Source organism: Cytobacillus sp. NJ13 (assembly GCA_030348385.1).
Taxonomy (GTDB): Bacteria; Bacillota; Bacilli; order Bacillales; family Cytobacillaceae; genus Cytobacillus.
In genome coordinates, this window is the sequence record JAUCFP010000006.1 from 3,028,759 (window position 1) to 3,050,000 (window position 21,242).

Consider the following 21,242-nt stretch of genomic DNA (forward strand, 5'->3'; position numbering starts at 1 on the left):
AAAAAGAATACTCCCAAAAGTAAAAATGTAATTCGATACCGTTCCTTCAATCCGGCTCCCCCTTTACTCTTTCTTTCCTTCATAAACAAATAATTCTTCAATTGTGGTATTAAACGTCCTTGCCAATTCAAATGCAAGCGGGAGGGAGGGATAATACTTCCCCTTCTCTATGGATATTACTGTCTGCCTGGAGACTCCGAGTTTAGCTGCCAGCCTATCCTGTGAATAGCCATGCCTTTTTCGAAACTCGACTAAGTTATTTTCCAATTCGTTCACCTCATCCTAAGTGCAGATTAATGTAAAATTCCCTTTACGTCAAGTAAACTTTACATCATTAACAAAAAAATACAGCATACCAGAGAAGCTTCTCTATGTTTTAATTTTTTTATTCCCCTGAGTGTCCAACAAACTTTAGGCATAGCCTCATAAAAAGAATGCAAACTAAAAACGCAGATGCCTTAATGACTATAAAGGGGGTGAAAATCATGGCAAAGGATAAGAAAAACCAATCAGATCATAAGAATAATGCACTTCCAAAGGATACGGAATATGCGGATGACAGAGAAAATGGCCTCGAAAGAATCGCGTTAAAAGCTCAAAGAGACAACACCAAGTGAGCCATATGGGACAGTTTAAGCTGTCCCTATTCATTCCTGGCGTTACGGCCAAAATGCATGTGGTATACTTTGCGTGCTTGAGTTTCGGATTGTATGTTGTTAATAAAGCGATCTTTAACCTCCTCCATCAGCAGACTCTCCAGCTTTTCAAGCCTTTTTGGTCCGAATCCGGTCAATTTTTCAGAGATTATCACCTTAAACTCTGCATATTGCTTATAAATTCGAATGCTTCCATGCCCAGTTCTTTTTGTTTTTCCTGCAGTAAAATCAAATTCATAATTTTGCTCTATGTAAGAAGAGACCTCAGGAAGCCCCAAGTTCTCATATAATGGCGGAAATTGATGATGGATAGGAGGATCGGTGAACCGTACGGAATCAATGTTCATAGTCCCTCTCCTCTCAATGTTTACAGTAATTATCTCCAATTATGAATAAATTCAAGCGAACCATATTATACTGAAATTGTTTTTGCCGCCATGGACTGATAAAATCCTTATTATAAAAATGGAATCAAAGGAGATCTTAATATGATTAATAAAATTGGAAAAATCACAGTATACGTTGAGGACCAGGAACAGGCAAAGGACTTTTGGCTGAATAAAATGGGGTTTGTCTTGAAGCTCGAACAGCCTATGGGCCCAAATGCTTCTTGGATAGAAGTGGGACCAAGCGATGATGAATTTACGACTTTAGTTCTTTATTCAAAGGCAGCCATGGAACAGCAGAACCCATCTGCAGTTGCCCATCCATCCATTCTTTTCAGTACAGCAGATATTGAAGCTGCCTATGAACAAATGAAACAGAATGGTGTGGAAGTTGAGGATATGTTAAAAATGCCTTTCGGAACTATGTTCACGTTTAAAGACCAGGATGGAAATAATTACTTATTAAGAGAGGATAAGTAATTCAATCAAGACCTGTCCTGCATAAGCTGAGCGGACAGGTTTTATATCTCTTAGCCTTCAAATGCTTTTTTCAAAATATCCAAATCAATTTTTTTCTCCATTTGGAGCAATGCCTTCATTACTCTCTCCGTTTTTTCAGGATCATGGCTGCTGATCATTTCGCTTAACTCTGCAGGTACGATTTGCCATGATACGCCAAACCGATCCTTAAGCCAGCCGCAAGCCTGTGCCTTTATGTCCCCGCCTTCACAGAGCTTTTCCCAATAGTAGTCTATTTCTTCTTGATTCTCACAATTGACTATAAATGATATAGCCTCATTAAACCTAAACTTTGGCCCGCCATTCAGAGCAGTAAACTCCTGCCCTTCCAGCTGAAATTTCACAGTCATAACCTTTCCCTCTGTCTTGCCGCTAAGTTCGTGCCTTTCGTTCCCATAGCGGGTAATCTTGCTGATAGCTGAGTTCTTAAAAATCGAAGTATAAAAGTTTGCTGCCTCTTCAGCTTCTGTATTGAACCATAAGTTTGGTGTGATTTTTTGGATTTTATGTTTCATGCTATCAACTCCTGTTTAGATGCTCTTCAACTTCATTTTAGCCTAATTTTGAGTTTGATAATTAATATTAGTCAATAAAGCCTGTCACTCTTAGCAACAGGCTAAACTCATTATCCCAGGAAACGATGATACAGGTTCTTGGCCTGGAGAATGTCTCTTACCCCGTGAACCAGCACTCTTCCATCCTTAAATACAACCAATCTGGCTTGATCGATCGAAAATGAGAGCAAATAAGGGTTGCTCTCTACATTGATTCCTTGAGAGACCAGGGATTTTTCCAGATAAGCAACATCCATATCTTGAAGGGCTGAAGGCCTGATTTGAACGGTATCCCTCCCGCAAAGCAGCGCTGTTTTTGTCTGATTTCTGTAATCCAGGAAGGGATAAACGGGATTGGTCCCGCACGATAAGCACTGCGGATCCTTTAAGGAAGAAACATTAACAGAACTAAAATGATTTTTCCATAAATCAAAGGAAGCAAGCGTGCCGCGTAAGGATTCTAAGTCCTCTGCCAATATTTTTAAGGCCTCAGCAGACTGGTGAGCTGCAACCATTTGAATAGCCGGCTGAATAACACCAGCCGTATCGCAGGTGGTTCCTCCCAATGGCAATTTGTCCATCAGGCAATTCAGGCACGGTGACACCCCAGGCAAGATGGTATAGCTTAAACCATAGCTCCCCACACAGCCTCCATATACCCAGGGAATTCGGTGCTTTTGAGAGATATCATTGATCAGAAAGCGAATGTCAAAATTATCTGTTGAGTCAATGATTAAATCAACACCCTCAATCAGCTCTTCAATTTCCTGTACTCCTACATCCATAATACGGGCGATAACTTGAACCTCTGAATTGATGGCTTTCAGGCGGTTAGCAGCTGCTATCGCTTTTGGGGCTTTTCGAACAGCATCTTCTTCACAATAAAGCTGCTGGCGCTGCAGGTTGCTCCACTCCACATAATCCCTATCGGCAATGGTTAATTTGCCGACACCTGCCCTTGTGAGAGTTTCTGCATTTGCAGCCCCTAATGCACCAGCCCCTATAATTAAAGTGTGTTTTTCCCTCAGCTTTTTCTGTCCTTCTTTGCCAATCGGAGGAAATAACATCTGGCGGGAGTATCGTTCATTCAACTAAAAACCATTCCTTCCGCCGGGCTGCTTGCTGATGCATAACGTTTTTGGGGCATCCGGCCAGCTTCATAGCCCAGCCTCCCTGCTTCAATGGCGAGTTTCATTGCTTTTGCCATTTTAACAGGATCATCGGCAGAGGAGACAGCCGTATTTAATAAAACTCCATCTGCTCCCAGCTCCATTGCCAATGCCGCATCTGCCGGGCTCCCAATTCCAGCATCCACAATAACCGGCACTGTAGCCTGCTCTGTAATAAATTGAAGATTAACAGGATTAATGATTCCCTGTCCTGAACCAATTGGCGAAGCACATGGCATGACCGCATGGCAGCCTAGTTCTTCAAGTTTTCGGGCAAGTACGACATCATCAGAAGTATAGGGCAGAACAATAAATCCCTCGTCTAATAGGATTTCCGCTGCTTTAATCGTTTCTATTGGATCGGGAAGAAGTGTTTTGCTGCATCCAATAACCTCAACCTTAATCATGTCGCAGAGCCCGGAAGCTTTGGATAGCCTCGCTATTCGGACAGCCTCCTCAGCTGTACTTGCTCCTGCCGTATTAGGGAGTAATTTATATTTCTTTAAATCCAGCTTTTCCAAAAAGTTGGGCTGGTTCGCTTCAAAAATGTTCATACGTCGTACAGCAAAGGTAAGCACCTCTGTTTCCGAAGCTTCTACAGCTTCCCTTTGCACATCAAAGTTTGGATATTTTCCTGTTCCAAGCAGCAGCCGAGAGCTAAATTCATATGGGCCAATTTTCAACAAATCATCCGCCTCCTACAAAGTGTACAATTTCGATTCGATCCCCATCTGACAGAATGGTTTCAGCATGCGTGGATTTATCCAAAATATGCTGGTTTAGTTCGACAATGACTACCTTTTGCTCCAATTTAAAGTGCTCGAGCAGAAGTAAAACAGAATTAACTGTTTCCGGCAGCACCATAGCATCTCCGTTAATGACAACATTCATAAAAGCACCCCTTTTGAGGAATGGACTAAATCTTCAAGGCGGGACAGCTCAAATGGGTTAGGCTGCCCCGTTTTTCCTTCGAGGATGTCTGCCATCAGCTCTCCTGTGGCCGGGGCAAGGAGGATCCCATTCCGAAAATGCCCAGCTGCAATGTATAACCCGTCACAGGCTGGATGTTGTCCCAAAAAAGGCTGCCCATCAGCTGATTGCGGACGAATTCCTGTCCAGGCACGTTCCCATTCTGCATTCGCGATATCCGGGACCAGTTTTTGAGCCTTTTCCATCAGCAAGGATATCCCTTCAAAGGTCACCTTCTCATCAAATGAATTTACCTTAACCGTCGCTCCAACTACCAATCTCCCAGATTGCTTTGGAACGATATAGCATCCGTGTGAAAAGATCGTCCCCTGTACAAGCGGTTTTTCAATCTTGACCGAGAAGCATTCGCCTTTAACTGGAATAATGGGCAGCGAAAGGCCCGTTCTTTCAAGAATCTCCCTGCTCCAGGCCCCGGAAGCAACAATAACGGCATCTGCCAGAAATTCTCCCTGGCTGGTTCTGACCCCATAAACCTTTTCATCTTTTAAAATAAAATCTGTTACATGTGTATACTCATAAATTTCTGCGCCTAGGGCTATTGAAGCTTTTGCAAAGGCAAGAGACAATTCATATGCCTGCACCTGTCCGTCATTCGGTATATACATGGCACCCCTCAATTTGTTTGATACGAAGGGTTCACGTTTGATCAGGTCATCAATCGAAAACCATTCGGCATGCTCATCCGCTTTTTGCTGGCTTTCGATCAATTTTTTTAATGCCTGCTCCTCTTCTTTATTAGCCGCCACTTTATATACACCCTTATTTTGATAGCCAATATGCACTTGTGATAAATCTTCCAGTTCAGAAATCAGGCTCCGGTACATGGAGCGGCTTTTGCATGCCAGCTGAAATAGCGGGCCGTCTTCTGTCAGTTCCGTTTGGGCTCCTAAAATTCCAGCTGCTGCTCCGGAAGCCTTGCCGGCTATTTTCTCCTTATCCAAAACGGCCACTTTATACCCTCTTTTAGCCAGTTGAAAGGCAATGGCGCTTCCGTTAATGCCACCTCCAACTATAACGGCGTCAAACATTTTCCTCATTATTACCCCTCCTCATTTAACTTTTTTGAAAAGAGCTTGGCTGCCTCTGCAGGGTCTTTTGCCTTCAAAATCCCTGACATTACAGCAATGCCATCTGCCCCCGCCTCCAAAACCTCTGGGACTTTCTCTGGTTTAATGCCTCCAATTGCCAATACCGGAATTTCTACTGCCTTTTTAAGAACCTCCAGTGACCCTGTGCCCCTTGGCGGGACTCCCTTCTTGGAATTGGTTTCAAATATGTGCCCAAACAGGATATAATCAGCCCCCTGTTTTGCAGCCTCTTCTGCTTCTTCAAGAGAATGTACGGAACATCCGATGGGCATATCTAGAAAATGCGTTTTGACTACATGGACTGGAAGGCTGTGAAAAGCAAGATGTACACCTGTTTTACATGTCCATGCAACATCCACCCGATCATTTATAACAATTTTATGAATGGGGATTCCCTCATTACAAAGCAGCTTAACTCCTTCATATAGCTCCCTTGAGGTTCGATGTTTTTCCCTCAAGTGGAACCTGTCTGCAAAGGGTTCCACTTCACCTGCTATCTCAGCAAAAGCCTCAAGAGAAAGCTTTCCATCTGATATAACATGCAGCTGTTTTTTCATAGCGGATGCTCCTATGCTTTTTTTAGATTTTGTGCAAATAAAAAACCACCTTCTAAATAGAAAGCGGGGGTATGAGGCCCTGGAATAAAGACCCGATACTCCACTTCCCTACGCTGGTATTCATGCCAGATCAGGTTCCAAGGGTCTTAAAGCTTTTGCTTTAATCTCAGCCTGCAAACAGGCACCCCCAGCGGATATAATTTCTATTAAACTATAATAAGACTACTGATAAATGTTTCCCCCGGCCTTATTAAATTCCTCAGCTTTTTCTTCCAGTCCCTTCTGTATCGCTTCGCCGGTTTCAAGCTTATGCTCTTTTGCATAATTCCGGATATCTTGAGAAATTCTCATGCTGCAAAATTTTGGCCCGCACATGGAACAGAAATGAGCGGTTTTTGCCCCCTCAGCCGGCAGGGTTTCATCATGGAATTCCAAAGCGCGCTCAGGATCCAATGAGAGATTGAATTGATCTCTCCAGCGGAATTCAAAACGGGCTTTTGACAGGGCATCATCCCTTTTTTGCGCTCCAGGATGTCCCTTTGCCAGATCTGCAGCATGCGCGGCAATTTTATACGTGATGACACCCTCACGGACATCGTCCCGATTCGGCAAACCCAAATGTTCTTTTGGGGTAACATAGCAAAGCATTGCCGTCCCATACCAGCCTATCATGGCAGCCCCGATTGCAGAGGTAATATGGTCATATCCCGGAGCTATATCAGTCGTAAGGGGTCCGAGTGTGTAGAATGGTGCTTCTTTACAGATTTCCAATTGTTTATCCATATTCTCTTTGATTAAATGCATTGGAACATGGCCAGGTCCCTCGACCATTACCTGTACATCATGTTCCCAGGCAATTTTCGTCAACTCCCCAAGTGTTTCAAGCTCCGCAAATTGAGCCTCGTCATTTGCATCTGCAATCGATCCCGGCCGCAGTCCATCTCCCAGGGAGAAGGCCACATCATAAGCTTTCATGATCTCGCAGATTTCTTCAAAGTGTGTATATAAAAAGTTCTCTTTATGATGATGGAGGCACCATTGGGCCATAATGGATCCGCCCCTTGACACAATTCCGGTCAAGCGTTTTGCCGACAGCGGAACATACCTCAAAAGGACACCTGCATGAATGGTAAAGTAGTCAACCCCCTGCTCTGCTTGTTCAATTAAGGTATCCCTGTATACTTCCCACGTAAGATCCTCGGCAATGCCATTAACCTTTTCAAGTGCCTGATAAATGGGAACGGTTCCGACCGGAACGGCGGAGTTTCTGATAATCCATTCGCGTGTAGTATGAAATATTTTTGCCTGTAGACAGATCCATAATTGTATCTGCTCCCCATCGGGTAGCCCAGGTCATTTTCTCTACCTCTTCTTCAATAGAGGATGAAACAGCCGAGTTTCCAATGTTCGCATTAATTTTCACATGAAAATTCCTTCCGATAATCATTGGCTCTGTCTCAGGATGATTGATATTGGAAGGAATAATCGCCCGCCCTCTTGCTACTTCAGATCGCACAAATTCAGGCTCCATATTTTCCCGAATGGCTATAAACTCCATCTCTGGGGTAATGATCCCCTTTTTTGCAAAGTGAAGCTGGGTGACATTCTTCCCTTTTTTCGCTCTCAATGGCTTGCGGTTTAAGCCAGGAAAGACTTTATGATTGGCACGCGAATCATTTTCGTCGCGAAACCCATTATCCTCGGGCTTCACTTTTCGACCTTCGTACTCTTCAACATCTCCGCGTTCATGAATCCACTTTATTCTTAATGCAGGAAGCCCTTTTTTTAGATCTGCCGTATATTGAGGATCCGTATAAGGTCCGCTCGTATCATATACACGAACCGGCTCATTGACTTCTTCACCAAACGTTCCGGCAGTGGGGCTTAATTCTATCTCTCGAACTGGAACCTTTATATCAGTCCTGGATCCCTCCACATATACTTTTTTGCTGCCAGTAAAATTCGACATAATAGAAATACTCTCATGATTTAAAGAACTTGCAGTCATTGATCATCTCTCCCTTATTAAAAATATAAGGACGAGACCTGGAACCAAGGAAGTGCCAGATATGTAAAAAAGCCGGTCCACATAAAGATGGACCGGCTTAAACGCAGATGTCTTTGCACAAAGAAACTCTTTTGCACATTCTAACTTCCCCACGCTGGTATGATCCAGATCAGGTCCAAAGAGTCAAGAAACTTTAGCGCGTTTCTTTCTCAGCCCAAGCTATTGGGCACCCCTAGTTATTGCTATTAAATTCAATTTTAGTATACAGAATTGCGGAAACAAATGAAAGGAATTTTTTCAGAATTCTGTCAGATGAAAAACTTTGCCTTTATTCTGCTCCTAACCTCGTTCTTCTTCATTCAGGCTTTTTACTTTTGAATGCACACCAAAAACGCCTGTCAGCGGCAGACGTTTTCCGAGAAATTTGCGGGTTAGTTCCCGTCAGATTCCTCATCATTCATATCCTTATCACTTTCATCCATACTCTCTTCATCTTGAGGTGATTCTTCATTCATGCCGGGCTCCTCCATATCAGATTCTTCTGATGTGCCAGGATCCTGCATTTCACTATCTTCATTATTGTTTTCTTCCATCTGATTATCTTCCAATTCCACACCTTCGGTTTCCGGCGGCGGATCCTGTTCATCCGTTCCGCATCCTGCCAACAATAATCCTGCACTCAATGGAACTGATAGCCACAGCTTCTTATAATTCATGTATTGTCATCTCCTTTTGCAGTATTATGTTTCTTTAAGACCTTACCCTTTTGGCAGGAGGCAAAACTTTTCTGATCCTTTATAGCCCATCACCCGATTAAATCCCAGATATCTGCAAATACTATCCCTGCCACAAATACTGGAGGATGAATGATGAAAGTACTTCTTTCCGCCATATTATTCAGCTATCTGGGAATGCCCCTGTATAGCGTACAGCCTTCAGAAAAAGAACAATGGGATCACCAAGGTCTTTCTGAGGACTATCACGGCCATGTTGAAGAACGTACAGAAGCACCATACAAGCAAATTCAATTGCTGGGAATTAATGATTTCCATGGACAGCTGAATGTCACTCGGCAGGTTAACGGCAGACCAGCAGGTCGCGCAGATTACCTCGCTGCCTATTTGCGGCAGCGTGCTTCTGAAAATGAAAACACCATTTTGCTTCATGCTGGCGACATGATTGGAGCTAGCCCGCCAGTATCCGCTCTTCTGCGGGATGAACCGACCATTGAATTTTTGAATAAGATGGGGTTTGATATTGGCACTATCGGCAATCATGAATTTGATCGAGGATCTGATGAGCTGCTTCGCCTGCTAAGCGGCGGCGGCCCTTCAGCAACAAAAAACTATTCCGGTTCCCGTTTCCCATGGATTGCAGCCAATGTCATCAGTCACAAGTCAGGCAAACCCATCCTTCCCCCATATAAAATATTAAATGCAAGCGGAATCCCAATAGGATTTATCGGAGTCATCATGAAAAATACACCGGCCATTTCCGCGCCAAACAGTGTGAAAGGTCTGATTTTTACTGATGAAGCTGAAGCAATCAACAAGTATACCCATATACTAAAAAACCAGGGGGTCAGATCCATTGTGGTACTGGCCCATGTTCCAGGCGAATCAAAACCAAATGGAGAGCAAGCCAGAGGCCAGTTAATAGATTTGGCCCATCGAGCGGATGACGAAGTGGATATTATTTTTGGAGCCCACAGCCATACCTATCTGAACAGTGTTGTGGATGGAAAACTCCTGGTGCAGGCCTATTCATACGGCACTGCCTTTTCAGATGTGGATATAGAAATAGATCCCAGAACAAAAGATATTGTCCGGAAACACGCGGAAATAGTAAATGTTTTTCAAGAGAATATCCAGCCTGCAAATGACATAACGGAGCTGGTCGAGCGCTATGAAAAGAAAGTAGAACCCATTGTAAACAGATACATTGGCACTGCTGCAATGCCAATCACAGCTGAGCAAAGCAGAAGCGGTGAATCAGCCCTGGGCAATCTTATTGCCGATTCCCAGCGGGCAGCGATGAACACAGATTTGGCTTTCATCAATCCAGGAGGAATCCGGGCAGACATTGACGCCGGCCGTGTTACTTGGGGAAACCTATATGTCGTCCTTCCCTTCAGCAATCAACTGGTCAAAATGAACCTGACAGGCAGCCAAATTCGTGATGTCCTCAATCAGCAATGGCAGCCAAATGCAACAAGAATTCTGCAGATTTCTGGCTTCACTTATTCCTGGAATGTCAGCCAGCCTGCCGGTGAAAAAATAAAAGATATTTATCTTCCTGACGGAACAAAGCTCCATTCGAATAAGATCTATTCGGTCACTGTAAATACCTATCTTGCTGATGGAGGAGACAATTTTACAGTATTCCGAAAAGGGACAAACAGAGTGACCGGACCAAGTGATATAGATGCACTAGTGGACTATATACAGAATTCAGCACAGCCATTCAGCTCCTCGATTGATGGACGCATAAAGAGAATATACTGAAAAAGGACAGCTCGGCGACTGTCCTTTTTTCTTGTCCATTTGATACTAATAGCAGGATCGGCATCATATCCTTCTATTAGGATCAGAAAGAAAGGAATAGGATAATGAAAAAGTATATTTATTTTCTCATGCTGTTCGGCGTCTTTTTTCCACTTTTTCAAAAGACAGCCATTGTTTTTGAAAACTGGAGATTGTGTACAAATACATCCAAATTGATAGGGATTCAGCTTTATGGACTGGATTCAATGAGAAACCTCCTAATATCATCACTGGCGGCCCTAGTTGCTTTCTTTTTCACCCAAATATTTATTAGGTGGGACAACAAACATAAAAGTTCCTAAAAGCCCTGAATCTAGAAATGCACCAGGTTTTATCACTATTCATAAACTGTAAATTGCGGTTTAGTCGGATGGTCAATGACAAGAGCATCCTTTGGGAATTTTAAGAGCTTTTTATACAAAACAAAATCTCCAAAACATCCAACTGTCAATATCGCCCCTAATATCGATAATCCAGGCATATTCAGTACAATTCCAAGAATAAGGGGCAATAAGCCAGTCGGAATGAATGGCAGCATTAAAACCTTTTTCATTTGCTGAACCGTCACTGGCTGTTTGGCATGAGCATAGGCCACACCCAATCTCAAATTGACTCCCCAGGACATTTCGCTCCATGGGACACCGCCAATATAGCGAAAACCTGCCAAATGGATGGCTTCATGCAAAAAAACAATAACGGCCATACCAGCTAAAAATAATAGCATACCTATAAGATCAAAAGACATTTCCCCTCCGCCATAAATCACCGCATGTAAAAAGAGCACCCCAAATACCAGCACAATCGTTGCAATGAATAAAAAAACCTGCAATTTCATCATTGAAATGGAAACAACCGTTTCTTTTTTATTTTCCAAACTTTCACCCCGCGAGAAATTGGTCGATACCTATTTTTACGGATCACAAATAGCAAAGTTTCAAAAATGTCCATTGCAGGCAGCTTATATCCAATTTTTATTCAATGCTCTCCCCATTGCCTTAGCCCTCCAAACTGCCCGCTTCTAATGCATTTCCTTTACCTTGAAGCTTCAGCTGAAAAAAACCAAAGATGGACGAATGATTAATAATACTCCTGATAAAATGTAAATAAGCCGGACACCGATTAAATCAGTTAAGACCCCTATGCCCAAAATAGAGAAAACGAAAATCAATTCGTTTAAGACAGATTTAGCTGCAAGAATTTTCGTGAACATTGTTTCATCTGCACTATTTTGATACATAGTGGTTTGCGCAAGATCCCGCAGCTGATAGGCAGGCCCCATCAATATCACAAATAGCAGCGCTAAGAAAGGATTCGAAATAAAACCATACCCCAAAGTAAGAATCCCGAAAGCACTGGATCCAATCAGCATAAAAATAATCAAACGGCCTTGCAGTAAATAAGAAAGCCGGTAAATGAGGATTCCTCCAGCAATAGTGCCTAAGTAATATCCTCCGTTGATATAGCCCCACCAAGACTCCCCCTTTCCAAGGGCATCCTCCACATAAGTTAACGTAACCGCACCAATCCAAATCGTTCCTGCCCAAGCTTCTATCAAATCCATTATGATCAGGACTCGAAGCCCTTTATCCTGGAAGAGCAATTTCCAACCAGCCGTTAGACTGGACAGCATCCGGACGTTTGAGTTTACAGCAGGTGATTGGCTTATTTTTATCAAAAACAAGCTGAGAATAGAACTAACAAGTAGAATGATCGTAATGATCAATGTGGTTTGCTTGCCAAGGAAAGCTAACAGGATACCGCCAAAGGTCCACCCTGCAAATAAGAAAGTCTGGTCAACACTTGAGAGCAGGCTATTCGCTTTGACTCTTTGCTCTTTAGGAACAACAGCTTTTACCATGGACATTTTAACAGGTGAGAAAATGCCATTGAAAAAAGATATAAGGGCCAACACAAAGAAAATAGCTATTAACATAACCCGTCATTTGCTGCGAAAATAATATCAGTAATCCCGCAATCAGAACGATCTGCTTATCTGGGAAAACTTCAATAGATTTACTGGCTGAATTCTATCCGAAATGGATGGAAGCAGTATATTGCTGATCATTCTCGATATTACACTAACCAATGTGACGGCTGCAGAAAGTGCTGTGCTCCCTGTTTCATTATACAAATGCAGCACCACAGCCATCGTGTACAGGGCAAACCCAAGGTTCGCTGCTGTCTGGCTTACTAGTAGAGCGTAAAATGAACGATTCATCAATATCCCCTTATCTAAAAGAATTTTTCGTTGCAAACCGGCATTATTTCTAAAGTCAGGCTCTCAATCTAATATTGAAAATCTATCATTTAGCTTAACATATTGAAAATCTTAACTTACATGAAAAAATGCCAGCAGCAGCCAGCTCGGTTATCTATTCTCGATTATGAAAAACAATATAGATCATGGTAGCTTGTTCCTATTTTTTATAAAAACATATCGCGATTTTCCTTAATGTCTGTATAATCAACTTAAACTATTAATAGAAAGGAGCTCAACAGAATACGTGCTTTATATATGGGATATCGAAAAGATTATAAAAATCACCTTGGATGAGTTCCAATTAAATATTAACTATGAGTTCAGCAATACGCTTACTGCACCCATGAGCTATAATGTCTCAACGAATACAATTAAGTTTAACTACCTGAAAGTGAACGGCTACATAGCCAAAATCAATTTTAAAATAAGAGAGACGGATGAGAACCTTGTTAAATTGATGCTGTACCATGAAATCGGCTATTATCTGGATTTCAAGAAAAACAAACATGATATAAGAACCCTAATGTATGGAGAAGATGACGAGAAAGAACAGCTCATGTCTGAAATAGAAAAAAACTCCTGGGATTATGGAAGAAAAATTGTACCTGAGAACCTGGTAAATGCCTATGATCATTTACGGGAATTGGATAAAATGTTCAGCTAGAAAAAAAAATGCGCCTCATTAAGAGACGCATTTCTTTTTAATTCGGTTCCACATGAACGTGAACATCATAAACCCCATAATCCTTCATCATCACTTTCTCCACATGTGTCGCAATATCATGGGCTTCCTTAATATCAAGCTTGGAATTAACCAGAATGACCACATCAATCACTTCATTGTTTCCATAGCTTCTGCCTTTAATATCTTTAATGCCTTTTACCCCGTCTATATCTTTGATGACATCCTGATAATGCTTAATCTTTTTTTCATCAAATCCATCTGAAAGCTCATGGGAGGCTTGTATAAAAATATCCCAAGCCGTTTTGCATATTAAAAACCCGACAACTATGGCTGTTAATGGATCAAGCCATGGCATGTTCAGCTGTGAACCCAAAATACCGACGGCAGTGCCTATACTCACCCATGCGTCTGAAATATTGTCCTTTGCCGCTGCCATTACGGCCTTGCTGTTAATTTTAATAGCTAGTTTTTTATTGTATCGGTATACAAAGTACATTGCGGCTCCAGAAAAAACTCCGGTATATGCAGCAAAAATATCAGGAGATTCATTAACTCCATCAAACATGGATGAAACAGCATTCAGCAGAACTTGAAGACCTACTGCAGCCATAATGAATGAAGCTACCATGGAAGCAATGGTTTCACTCTTCCAATGGCCATACCCATGATTTTTATCCGGCGGACGCTGAGAAATCCTAAGCCCTATAAGCACTGCAATTGAAGCAATAATATCTGTTGTATTATTCAGCCCATCCGCTTTCAAAGCAGAAGAGTCACTCACATATCCAATAGTTAATTTTAGTACAGAAAGAAATATATAGGCTGCAATACTAATAAACGCAGCACGTTCACCCAACTTAAGGTTTTGATATTTTTCCTCTTCCATGCTCTAGCCTCCTACTTTACCCTTGCTTATATTACCAAGCGGAATTCGGGTGGGTCTAGAGCAATCTTTTTGTCTATAATTAAATAAATAAGCAAAGTGCAATTAAGTTGCCCAAGCGAAAATTAAGCCAGCCTCTAAATCGGCTGGCTTAATTTGTATCATTTTAAAATGCATTAAGGAGAATACAGAATTTGAACCACCTGCAAATCTAGGCTCTTTTAATACTCGCCTCAAACAAATCAATTATTTCCAAAAATCTCTCTGCTTCTCTAAATGTATGGTCAGCCAGAAGTGGATGAATATTGCTTTTGATCCGGCAGGCCTCTATTAATTCTCTGGCCGTTTTCTTGAAGTCCCTTAATGAAGCAACTGATACTTTATTCTCATTTAAAAAATGGCTAAGTAATGGTTTCGTTTCTGATTCAGGCTGCATAGAGTCAAGATCAACAGCTTGAAAGACCAATTGGTCGAAATCATGGCTAAACTCTCTTGCCTGTTCTACCAGCTTTCTTTCCGAAGGATCTAGTAAATGGCCAATAAACTTAGCATGGTCAGCCATGATCCTTAGAAAGAAGACATTTTCTTCTATAATGGCTTCCGGTTTTGGTGCGAGTATCCCTGAATTGAGGTCTTTTAATCGATTTGCAAAGTATGCAGCTTCTCTGCTGATATGGTCAATCAATAAAGGAAAATTATTTGAACGGATTTCGCATCTTAATGTCAGCCCCAGCACTTTCCTTTTATAGCTCCAGATGGCAGCAGCTGCTTGATAAACCTCGTTATTAAATGCTTGAACCTGGCTAAGTTCTGAGTTGACTGTAAATCTGGCCAGCTTTTCCTCGATTCTTTCAAATAGAGCGATAAATTGCTGTGCCTCGGCAATTAATAGTTTCTGTTCATAGGTAAACCCTAAACTTAAAAATAGTGCATGTTCTTTCATAATCCTGGACCAAAATTTAATTTCGTCCAGCGATCTAACGACTATTGGATTCGCCATATTTTCCCCTCCCCAATTACTCACTCCTTCTCATATATATTAATGATTTTCAGCCTTAATTCCATTTTATTTCTTACCTCACTATTCATAAAACGAGAAAAACCATTCGAAAAACGTAAATGCTGCTCCCAACAGAGCAGCAGTCATCCTTTTACTCATATTTTGAAAAATCCATAAAATAGCTATAAATCAAGTATACAACCATTGCAAACGCGGTTGAGATAAAACCCCATCCCAGCGTAATCTGCTCGATGACCAAATAATTATTGCAAAGCTGTACAGGGGACCAGATATAAAGCCATCCCAGAGCTAAAAATAAGATAGTAAAGAAAATAATGAGAGCATGCTTCCAAAATGAACTTAGTTTTGGCCAGCTGTCCCGCAATGGCACACCGGCCAAAAATGGCAGTGAGATAAATTTAAAGACTTCTACACTTGTAAACGTCAAAGCTTCATCCATTGTCCTTGGCAGAGACCAATACACCATAATGATTGAAAACAGCAATAAACCCGGCACTCCGTTATCATTCCAATTTGAAAAGAATTCCGGAAAGCGATTTTGAAAGAATTTCGCCATGAGTAAACCAGTGATCACCAGTAAAGGCATTTGCATATGCATATGGGTTATCATAATGGACTCCAGCAAATTAGCTACTGGCGGGAGAATCAGTGCAAGAAGCAGCAGGAATCCGTATACTGATGGCTTCATCATTTTTCCCCTCCACTATGCAGAATCTCTGTTACCCGATCAGCCGCTTCTTCAATCAATGTGTAATCCATAACTTCGACTAACTGTCCTTTTGGATTCACCAGGTAAAAAGCCGAATTATGGGCAAAGTTGCCGTATTCATCCGGTATGACAATGACACCAAACCGGTCCAGCAAAGACTTAAGTTCCTGCTTATCTGGAATTCTGGCCATTCTCCACGTTTCTCCGTCACTGCCGAAAGCTTTACGGTAAGTGTCCAATGTTTTCGGGTCATCCCTCTCCGGATCAAAACTGATGCTCAAGAACTGAATATCATGGCTAATATACTCTTCTGGAATCCGTTTATATACTTCAGACATATTAACCTCCAGCTCAGGGCAAACAGTACCGCAAGAAGTATATAAGAAAGTAATAAAAACATACTTTCCTTCAAATTCCGATAAAGAGTATGTCCTTCCATTATTATCTTCAAGCGTTACATCCGGGAACTGAGGTTTTTCATCCATTAACTGATTAACCCTGGCTGTTTCAGCAGTAAAAGCCTGAAACCCATCTGTGCCAATGTAAAAAAGGACTGCGCCAAATATCAGTACAAGCAAGCTTGATAAAACCGTTCTATTTTTTGGAAACATGATTCTTCACTTCCTTTTAAAAGAAAGAGACAGCCCAGCAGCCGAGCTATCTCTCTTTCCTTACCAGGTTTTATATGGAGGTGAACCTGGAGGCGCATTGACAATGAAATCGACTAATGGTATTACATAAGCCATGCCGACAAGGACAATCATACATACAACCCACAATCCCCAGCGTTCTGTCCATCTAGGTGTTGGCGCTTCATCTTCTTCCACTTCTGCAATAGGGAACTCTGTGTTTCCTTTTGGTGCAAAGAACATAAGGTAGAATACTGCATATACCTGCATGAGTACACCAATCATCAGAAGCGTGCCACCGATTGCCAGGAAGAACAGATAAGGATCCCAGCTTAAAGCAGTTGCATTATCAAAATATGTTGAATAGGAAGTTCTTCTCGGAGATCCAAGCAGCCCTACCCAGTGCATCGCACCAGACATGATGATCATACCGAGCGTCCATATAATCGTTTGAATAACCCCAAGTTTATTGATCTGCGGTGTCAGTACTCTTTTAGATACATAAGGAATGAGCCAATAGCTTAGGCCGAAGAACGTCATAACTACCGACATGCCAAGTGTTAAGTGGAAATGGCCAACGATCCACATAGTGTTATGGACTACCTGGTTCAATTGGTTTGTAGTTTGAGCAATGCCGCCTGCCCCAGCAGGGATAAAAGCAGCCATTGCGATAAATGGTGCAAGGAATCTGACGTCTCCCCAAGGAAGCTTTTTATACCAGCCAACAATGCCTTTTCCGCCTTTCCTTCTCGCTGTGCGTTCAAAGACTGCAAACATTGCATAAGCAGTCATTAATGAAGGGAAGCCAATTGCCAAACTCATAAACACGTGCATATATTTCACAGGTTCAGAAATACCCGGGTCAATAATTTGATGGTGGAAGCCTCCGGTAATATTCATAATTACTAGTGCAATAACCACAATTCTTGTTAAGAGGTCATTCCATCTTCGGCCGCCAATAATTTTCGGCACAATGACGTACCAGGCAGAGACCGCCGTTAAATACCAGATGTTAACCAGCGTATGGCCGAACGCCCAGAACAGCGTGCGTGCAACCATAACATTTATTGTCTCCACCCATCCAAAAGCCCAAGGAATTATAGTAAAAACCTCAATGGCTACAGGTATGCTTCCGAAGAATAAGAGAACAAAGACACCGGTTGCAAAGAAAGAAAGAATCGGGATATGCTGGCCGGGATTTCTCTTTCTCCAGCTGGCCACATTGATAAAGGCGCCAAAGGCGCACATCCATACACCCAATACGATAAATACTAAGCCGATATAGAAAATGGGTGAAGCTGCCATTGGCGGATAGAAAGTATACATAACAGATGCTTCATTCATTAAAATCGGGATCACCGCTAAGACAAATCCCAAAATCTTCATCCAGAAGCCAATCCATGCCATCTTTCTGACCTTAGGAAGCAGGCCGCCAAGTGTGTGGGATAACCCAGCATAGAAGTACCCAATTGTGAAGAACGCCGACAGTACGACTACCAGCAGAAGGCCATGAGCTGTAAGGACCTGATAATAATTCAGCCATGCCGGCAATTCAAGCATTCCAGCCCGGTTCAGGCCTTGCAGCAGTCCAAGTATTCCGCCCAGAAGGATGGCTAAGAAGGCAACAGATAAATATGATTTCGTTAATTTTGCATCCTCGAGGCAAATCCCCATAACTTTATTTGCTTTATCCTTAAAAACTTGTGTTTTTCCTGATTGCTTAATAACTGTTTCCACTGTCTATCCCCCCTTTATTTCACTGTAATGGTCGTGCTCATCATTTGATGGCCCGCACCGCAGTACTCATTGCAAAGAACCAAATATTCGCCTGGCTTATCAAATTTCTGAGTGATCTTTTGTACATAGCCAGGCACAACCATTGCATTTAAGTTAGTTTCGGCAACCTGAAACCCGTGAACGACATCTTTTGACGTCAATGTAAAATGAACTGTTGATCCTGCAGGTACTTCTATCTCACTTGGAGTAAAACTGAACACTTGAAGAGTCATAACTACTTCATACTCATTCTCGCCAATCTTCTTTATTCCAGGCTTATCAAACGGTGCTGTTTCATCCACTTTCTGAGGATCAATTCGCTCTCCATAGCTTGGCGGCCCCATTTCAAAGGCGAATGCCTGGTAGCCCGCGATTAACATGAATCCAATAATCATTCCAAAGCTTAAAATAAGCCATACCTTTTCAGAACGGTGCATCATTGGTTATCCCCCCTATATTCTGGCCATATACAGGCCGTACAAGATTAAATAAGTAACAAAGATCCCAAGCCCTACAACTGTAACTGAAAAGAACGTACCCTTTAGAGAATTATGTTCTTTTGAACTGCTCTGCTCCACTTTTCGTGTTTCCACCTTCCATCAGCTCCTTAACTTTGTTACCTACATCATAGTTGAGAAGGGTTTTCATAAAAGTGAAGTGAATCACACTTTCTTCATATTTCCTTAAAGGCAAAAAGGTTGTAATTCTGGCTAAACACTGCAATATCAAGGGTTTTCTCCACCGAATGGTACTAGGGGGAGCATATCGGTTCACAAATAGTTCATAAAAAGGCAATTCACCCTGTATTTAGAATCACGCAATGATCATATAGAATCTCCAAAAGAGAGTGAAAGATTTAGAAGACAAAATAAATGAAAATTAAGATGGCCATACTAACACTCAAAAAGTTTCACAAAAATAAAAAAAACTAATCCCTATTGGAATTAGTTTGATAATGGTATGTATAATGGTGGGCCTAAATGGACTCGAACCATCGACCTCACGCTTATCAGGCGTGCGCTCTAACCAGCTGAGCTATAGGCCCATATGTTGTGTTGGAGCGGGTGAAGGGAATCGAACCCTCATCATCAGCTTGGAAGGCTGAGGTTTTACCACTAAACTACACCCGCATTTAAATTAATTTATAATATACTTCTGTTTGGAGGCAACACCCGGATTTGAACCGGGGATGGAGGTTTTGCAGACCTCTGCCTTACCACTTGGCTATGCTGCCTTAAAAATGGCTGGGCTAGCAGGATTCGAACCTGCGAGTGACGGAGTCAAAGTCCGGTGCCTTACCGCTTGGCTATAGCCCAAAATTTAATGCGGAAAAAGAATAATGGGGCGATTGATGGGAATCGAACCCACGAGTGTCGGAGCCACAATCCGATGCGTTAACCACTTCGCCACAACCGCCACTATCCTACTGGCAGGGGTAGTAGGAATCGAACCCACATCAAAGGTTTTGGAGACCTTCGTTTTACCATTAAACTATACCCCTATATAAATGGTGGAGGGGGGCAGATTCGAACTGCCGAACCCGAAGGAGCGGATTTACAGTCCGCCGCGTTTAGCCACTTCGCTACCCCTCCAAGTCTGTAAAGACTAAGAAAATGGTGGCTCAGGACGGAATCGAACCGCCGACACAAGGATTTTCAGTCCTTTGCTCTACCGACTGAGCTACTGAGCCATATAAAATTATTAATCCTAAAGCTAGACACATGTGCTTCAAAGCTCTGCGTTCTTTGTCGCAGATTTTAAAAGCATGCTATTCGATGATGCTGAAGCTTCGCAGCTGCATTCTTTTAAAATCCTCTACCGACTGAGCTACTGAGCCACATATTATTTATTTTTAAAAAATGGCGGTCCGGACGGGACTCGAACCCGCGACCTCCTGCGTGACAGGCAGGCATTCTAACCAACTGAACTACCGGACCAGATTGCGGGGGCAGGATTTGAACCTGCGACCTTCGGGTTATGAGCCCGACGAGCTACCGGACTGCTCCACCCCGCGACAATATTATTAAAATAAAATATGGAGGAGGAAAGGGGATTCGAACCCCTGCGCGGTTTGACCCGCCTGTCGGTTTTCAAGACCGATCCCTTCAGCCGGACTTGGGTATTCCTCCGATGTAATAAAAAATAAGCATATTGGTAGCGGCGGAGGGGATCGAACCCCCGACCTCACGGGTATGAACCGTACGCTCTAGCCAGCTGAGCTACACCGCCGAAATGATTATATATTTATGGTGGAGCCTAGCGGGATCGAACCGCTGACCTCCTGCGTGCAAAGCAGGCGCTCTCCCAGCTGAGCTAAGGCCCCATATAATTAAAGAAGTGTCTCTGGTCGGGAAGACAGGATTCGAACCTGCGACCCCTTGGTCCCAAACCAAGTGCTCTACCAAGCTGAGCTACTCCCCGTAATATGGCGCGCCCGAGAGGAGTCGAACCCCTAACCTTTTGATCCGTAGTCAAACGCTCTATCCAATTGAGCTACGGGCGCAAAATAATGGAGCGGAAGACGGGATTCGAACCCGCGACCCCCACCTTGGCAAGGTGATGTTCTACCACTGAACTACTTCCGCTTAAAGAATGGTGCGGGTGAAGGGAGTCGAACCCCCACGCCTTGCGGCGCCAGATCCTAAGTCTGGTGCGTCTGCCAATTCCGCCACACCCGCAATATGAAATTAAAATGGTGAGCCATGAAGGACTCGAACCTTCGACCCTCTGATTAAAAGTCAGATGCTCTACCGACTGAGCTAATGGCTCATACCTTAAGAAGAGCAAATAGCTCGTCCAAAAGTTATGG

At 42.7% G+C, this 21,242-nt stretch carries 23 protein-coding genes, 19 tRNA genes, 1 pseudogene and 2 riboswitches (1 of these 45 running past the window's edge); of the genes and pseudogenes, 4 read left to right on the top strand and 39 right to left on the bottom strand.

Features of this window, described 5'->3' with window-relative positions:
• Positions 1–63: 63 nt before the first annotated feature.
• The gene (locus QUF73_15020) at positions 64–267 is read right to left on the bottom strand and encodes a helix-turn-helix transcriptional regulator (protein ID MDM5227514.1); all 204 of its coding nucleotides are present in this window, start codon (positions 265–267) and stop codon (positions 64–66) included.
• A 218-nt stretch (positions 268–485) separates the two neighbouring features.
• Between QUF73_15020 and QUF73_15025 the strand changes: the two genes are divergently transcribed.
• Positions 486–617, top strand: a complete 132-nt coding sequence (locus tag QUF73_15025) for a hypothetical protein (GenBank protein ID MDM5227515.1) — start codon at positions 486–488, stop codon at positions 615–617.
• Positions 618–643: 26 nt separating this feature from the next.
• On the opposite strand, the gene QUF73_15030 is transcribed toward QUF73_15025, so the two are convergent.
• On the bottom strand, positions 644–1,003 hold the full coding sequence (locus tag QUF73_15030) for a hypothetical protein (protein ID MDM5227516.1): 360 nt from the start codon (positions 1,001–1,003) through the stop codon (positions 644–646).
• A 141-nt stretch (positions 1,004–1,144) separates the two neighbouring features.
• On the opposite strand from QUF73_15030, the gene QUF73_15035 reads away from it, so the two are divergent.
• Positions 1,145–1,522 (top strand): VOC family protein, encoded by a 378-nt coding sequence (locus QUF73_15035; protein MDM5227517.1) that lies wholly within the window; start codon positions 1,145–1,147, stop codon positions 1,520–1,522.
• A gap of 50 nt (positions 1,523–1,572) precedes the next feature.
• On the opposite strand, the gene QUF73_15040 is transcribed toward QUF73_15035, so the two are convergent.
• The 8 genes and pseudogenes from QUF73_15040 to QUF73_15075 all read right to left on the bottom strand — a co-directional run bounded on the left by QUF73_15040 (position 1,573) and on the right by QUF73_15075 (position 8,643).
• Complete coding sequence (locus tag QUF73_15040) at positions 1,573–2,076, bottom strand: VOC family protein (GenBank protein MDM5227518.1); 504 nt, start codon at positions 2,074–2,076, stop codon at positions 1,573–1,575.
• A gap of 110 nt (positions 2,077–2,186) precedes the next feature.
• The gene (locus tag QUF73_15045) at positions 2,187–3,206 is read right to left on the bottom strand and encodes a MoeB/ThiF family adenylyltransferase (GenBank protein ID MDM5227519.1); all 1,020 of its coding nucleotides are present in this window, start codon (positions 3,204–3,206) and stop codon (positions 2,187–2,189) included.
• A complete protein-coding gene (locus QUF73_15050; GenBank protein ID MDM5227520.1) occupies positions 3,203–3,970 on the bottom strand; it encodes a thiazole synthase in 768 nt (255 codons plus the stop codon). Before QUF73_15050 ends, QUF73_15045 begins: the two co-directional genes overlap by 4 nt.
• Before the next feature lies 1 nt (position 3,971).
• Positions 3,972–4,175 carry a sulfur carrier protein ThiS gene (gene thiS, locus QUF73_15055; GenBank protein MDM5227521.1) on the bottom strand — a complete coding sequence of 68 codons (204 nt, stop codon included), beginning with the start codon at positions 4,173–4,175 and terminating at the stop codon, positions 3,972–3,974.
• A complete protein-coding gene (gene thiO, locus QUF73_15060; GenBank protein MDM5227522.1) occupies positions 4,172–5,311 on the bottom strand; it encodes a glycine oxidase ThiO in 1,140 nt (379 codons plus the stop codon). The genes thiS and thiO overlap by 4 nt, the downstream gene beginning before the upstream one ends.
• 2 nt (positions 5,312–5,313) lie before the next feature.
• Entirely contained in the window at positions 5,314–5,919 is a 606-nt protein-coding gene (gene tenI, locus QUF73_15065; GenBank protein ID MDM5227523.1) for a thiazole tautomerase TenI, read from the bottom strand.
• Positions 5,920–6,007: 88 nt separating this feature from the next.
• Positions 6,008–6,118, bottom strand: a riboswitch (TPP riboswitch).
• A gap of 23 nt (positions 6,119–6,141) precedes the next feature.
• Positions 6,142–7,927 (bottom strand): annotated as a pseudogene (gene thiC, locus QUF73_15070) (phosphomethylpyrimidine synthase ThiC).
• A 129-nt stretch (positions 7,928–8,056) separates the two neighbouring features.
• Positions 8,057–8,171: riboswitch (TPP riboswitch) on the bottom strand.
• Positions 8,172–8,358: 187 nt separating this feature from the next.
• Entirely contained in the window at positions 8,359–8,643 is a 285-nt protein-coding gene (locus tag QUF73_15075) for a hypothetical protein (protein ID MDM5227524.1), read from the bottom strand.
• A 153-nt stretch (positions 8,644–8,796) separates the two neighbouring features.
• On the opposite strand from QUF73_15075, the gene QUF73_15080 reads away from it, so the two are divergent.
• On the top strand, positions 8,797–10,431 hold the full coding sequence (locus QUF73_15080) for a 5'-nucleotidase C-terminal domain-containing protein (GenBank protein ID MDM5227525.1): 1,635 nt from the start codon (positions 8,797–8,799) through the stop codon (positions 10,429–10,431).
• A gap of 376 nt (positions 10,432–10,807) precedes the next feature.
• Here the strand turns inward: QUF73_15080 and QUF73_15085 are convergent, their stop codons facing one another.
• The 3 genes from QUF73_15085 to QUF73_15095 form a co-directional block, all read right to left on the bottom strand.
• Entirely contained in the window at positions 10,808–11,344 is a 537-nt protein-coding gene (locus QUF73_15085) for a DUF3267 domain-containing protein (GenBank protein ID MDM5227526.1), read from the bottom strand.
• A 171-nt stretch (positions 11,345–11,515) separates the two neighbouring features.
• Positions 11,516–12,403, bottom strand: coding sequence for an MFS transporter (locus QUF73_15090; GenBank protein ID MDM5227527.1), 888 nt, complete (start codon positions 12,401–12,403; stop codon positions 11,516–11,518).
• A 42-nt stretch (positions 12,404–12,445) separates the two neighbouring features.
• Positions 12,446–12,688 (bottom strand): hypothetical protein, encoded by a 243-nt coding sequence (locus tag QUF73_15095; GenBank protein ID MDM5227528.1) that lies wholly within the window; start codon positions 12,686–12,688, stop codon positions 12,446–12,448.
• Positions 12,689–12,974: 286 nt separating this feature from the next.
• Here QUF73_15095 and QUF73_15100 point away from each other — a divergent pair, with 286 nt between their 5' ends.
• Complete coding sequence (locus tag QUF73_15100) at positions 12,975–13,394, top strand: hypothetical protein (protein ID MDM5227529.1); 420 nt, start codon at positions 12,975–12,977, stop codon at positions 13,392–13,394.
• Positions 13,395–13,431: 37 nt separating this feature from the next.
• Here QUF73_15100 and QUF73_15105 read toward each other — a convergent pair whose 3' ends face one another.
• The 26 genes from QUF73_15105 to QUF73_15230 all read right to left on the bottom strand — a co-directional run.
• Positions 13,432–14,301 (bottom strand): cation diffusion facilitator family transporter, encoded by an 870-nt coding sequence (locus QUF73_15105; GenBank protein MDM5227530.1) that lies wholly within the window; start codon positions 14,299–14,301, stop codon positions 13,432–13,434.
• Between the two features lie 208 nt (positions 14,302–14,509).
• A complete protein-coding gene (locus QUF73_15110; protein ID MDM5227531.1) occupies positions 14,510–15,298 on the bottom strand; it encodes a DUF2935 domain-containing protein in 789 nt (262 codons plus the stop codon).
• A gap of 151 nt (positions 15,299–15,449) precedes the next feature.
• Complete coding sequence (locus QUF73_15115; protein ID MDM5227532.1) at positions 15,450–16,010, bottom strand: hypothetical protein; 561 nt, start codon at positions 16,008–16,010, stop codon at positions 15,450–15,452.
• Positions 16,007–16,639 (bottom strand): SCO family protein, encoded by a 633-nt coding sequence (locus QUF73_15120; GenBank protein ID MDM5227533.1) that lies wholly within the window; start codon positions 16,637–16,639, stop codon positions 16,007–16,009. The genes QUF73_15115 and QUF73_15120 overlap by 4 nt, the downstream gene beginning before the upstream one ends.
• Before the next feature lie 60 nt (positions 16,640–16,699).
• Entirely contained in the window at positions 16,700–18,394 is a 1,695-nt protein-coding gene (locus QUF73_15125) for a cbb3-type cytochrome c oxidase subunit I (protein ID MDM5227534.1), read from the bottom strand.
• Positions 18,395–18,408: 14 nt separating this feature from the next.
• Positions 18,409–18,873, bottom strand: coding sequence for a cytochrome c oxidase subunit II (locus tag QUF73_15130; GenBank protein ID MDM5227535.1), 465 nt, complete (start codon positions 18,871–18,873; stop codon positions 18,409–18,411).
• Positions 18,874–18,885: 12 nt separating this feature from the next.
• Complete coding sequence (locus QUF73_15135) at positions 18,886–19,026, bottom strand: cytochrome c oxidase subunit 2A (GenBank protein ID MDM5227536.1); 141 nt, start codon at positions 19,024–19,026, stop codon at positions 18,886–18,888.
• Positions 19,027–19,401: 375 nt separating this feature from the next.
• Positions 19,402–19,478 (bottom strand) — tRNA-Ile (locus QUF73_15140).
• A gap of 11 nt (positions 19,479–19,489) precedes the next feature.
• A tRNA-Gly gene (locus tag QUF73_15145) sits at positions 19,490–19,563 on the bottom strand.
• A gap of 30 nt (positions 19,564–19,593) precedes the next feature.
• A tRNA-Cys gene (locus QUF73_15150) sits at positions 19,594–19,667 on the bottom strand.
• 7 nt (positions 19,668–19,674) lie between these two features.
• A tRNA-Gln gene (locus QUF73_15155) sits at positions 19,675–19,749 on the bottom strand.
• Between the two features lie 24 nt (positions 19,750–19,773).
• Positions 19,774–19,849: transfer RNA gene (locus tag QUF73_15160), tRNA-His, on the bottom strand.
• An 11-nt stretch (positions 19,850–19,860) separates the two neighbouring features.
• Positions 19,861–19,934 (bottom strand) — tRNA-Trp (locus QUF73_15165).
• A gap of 7 nt (positions 19,935–19,941) precedes the next feature.
• Positions 19,942–20,025 (bottom strand) — tRNA-Tyr (locus tag QUF73_15170).
• Positions 20,026–20,047: 22 nt separating this feature from the next.
• A tRNA-Phe gene (locus QUF73_15175) sits at positions 20,048–20,123 on the bottom strand.
• A gap of 170 nt (positions 20,124–20,293) precedes the next feature.
• Positions 20,294–20,370: transfer RNA gene (locus tag QUF73_15180), tRNA-Asp, on the bottom strand.
• Between the two features lie 3 nt (positions 20,371–20,373).
• Positions 20,374–20,447, bottom strand: a tRNA-Met gene (locus tag QUF73_15185).
• A 22-nt stretch (positions 20,448–20,469) separates the two neighbouring features.
• A tRNA-Ser gene (locus QUF73_15190) sits at positions 20,470–20,562 on the bottom strand.
• A gap of 23 nt (positions 20,563–20,585) precedes the next feature.
• Positions 20,586–20,662 (bottom strand) — tRNA-Met (locus QUF73_15195).
• 18 nt (positions 20,663–20,680) lie between these two features.
• Positions 20,681–20,756, bottom strand: a tRNA-Ala gene (locus tag QUF73_15200).
• A gap of 21 nt (positions 20,757–20,777) precedes the next feature.
• Positions 20,778–20,854 (bottom strand) — tRNA-Pro (locus QUF73_15205).
• 5 nt (positions 20,855–20,859) lie between these two features.
• A tRNA-Arg gene (locus QUF73_15210) sits at positions 20,860–20,936 on the bottom strand.
• Between the two features lie 7 nt (positions 20,937–20,943).
• A tRNA-Gly gene (locus tag QUF73_15215) sits at positions 20,944–21,018 on the bottom strand.
• 8 nt (positions 21,019–21,026) lie between these two features.
• Positions 21,027–21,111 (bottom strand) — tRNA-Leu (locus tag QUF73_15220).
• Between the two features lie 15 nt (positions 21,112–21,126).
• Positions 21,127–21,202, bottom strand: a tRNA-Lys gene (locus QUF73_15225).
• Between the two features lie 37 nt (positions 21,203–21,239).
• Positions 21,240–21,242, bottom strand: a tRNA-Val gene (locus QUF73_15230) (it continues 73 nt past the right edge of the window).

Bases quoted from the DNA above. Each gene is read 5' to 3' on its own strand.
- QUF73_15025 (MDM5227515.1), top strand. From the start codon at position 486: ATGGCAAAGGATAAGAAAAACCAATCAGATCATAAGAATAATGCACTT.
- QUF73_15030 (MDM5227516.1), bottom strand. From the start codon at position 1,003: ATGAACATTGATTCCGTACGGTTCACCGATCCTCCTATCCATCATCAA.
- QUF73_15035 (MDM5227517.1), top strand. From the start codon at position 1,145: ATGATTAATAAAATTGGAAAAATCACAGTATACGTTGAGGACCAGGAA.
- QUF73_15040 (MDM5227518.1), bottom strand. From the start codon at position 2,076: ATGAAACATAAAATCCAAAAAATCACACCAAACTTATGGTTCAATACA.
- thiS (MDM5227521.1), bottom strand. From the start codon at position 4,175: ATGAATGTTGTCATTAACGGAGATGCTATGGTGCTGCCGGAAACAGTT.
- thiO (MDM5227522.1), bottom strand. From the start codon at position 5,311: ATGAGGAAAATGTTTGACGCCGTTATAGTTGGAGGTGGCATTAACGGA.
- tenI (MDM5227523.1), bottom strand. From the start codon at position 5,919: ATGAAAAAACAGCTGCATGTTATATCAGATGGAAAGCTTTCTCTTGAG.
- QUF73_15075 (MDM5227524.1), bottom strand. From the start codon at position 8,643: ATGAATTATAAGAAGCTGTGGCTATCAGTTCCATTGAGTGCAGGATTA.
- QUF73_15080 (MDM5227525.1), top strand. From the start codon at position 8,797: ATGAAAGTACTTCTTTCCGCCATATTATTCAGCTATCTGGGAATGCCC.
- QUF73_15090 (MDM5227527.1), bottom strand. From the start codon at position 12,403: ATGTTAATAGCTATTTTCTTTGTGTTGGCCCTTATATCTTTTTTCAAT.
- QUF73_15095 (MDM5227528.1), bottom strand. From the start codon at position 12,688: ATGAATCGTTCATTTTACGCTCTACTAGTAAGCCAGACAGCAGCGAAC.
- QUF73_15105 (MDM5227530.1), bottom strand. From the start codon at position 14,301: ATGGAAGAGGAAAAATATCAAAACCTTAAGTTGGGTGAACGTGCTGCG.
- QUF73_15110 (MDM5227531.1), bottom strand. From the start codon at position 15,298: ATGGCGAATCCAATAGTCGTTAGATCGCTGGACGAAATTAAATTTTGG.
- QUF73_15115 (MDM5227532.1), bottom strand. From the start codon at position 16,010: ATGATGAAGCCATCAGTATACGGATTCCTGCTGCTTCTTGCACTGATT.
- QUF73_15120 (MDM5227533.1), bottom strand. From the start codon at position 16,639: ATGTTTCCAAAAAATAGAACGGTTTTATCAAGCTTGCTTGTACTGATA.
- QUF73_15130 (MDM5227535.1), bottom strand. From the start codon at position 18,873: ATGATGCACCGTTCTGAAAAGGTATGGCTTATTTTAAGCTTTGGAATG.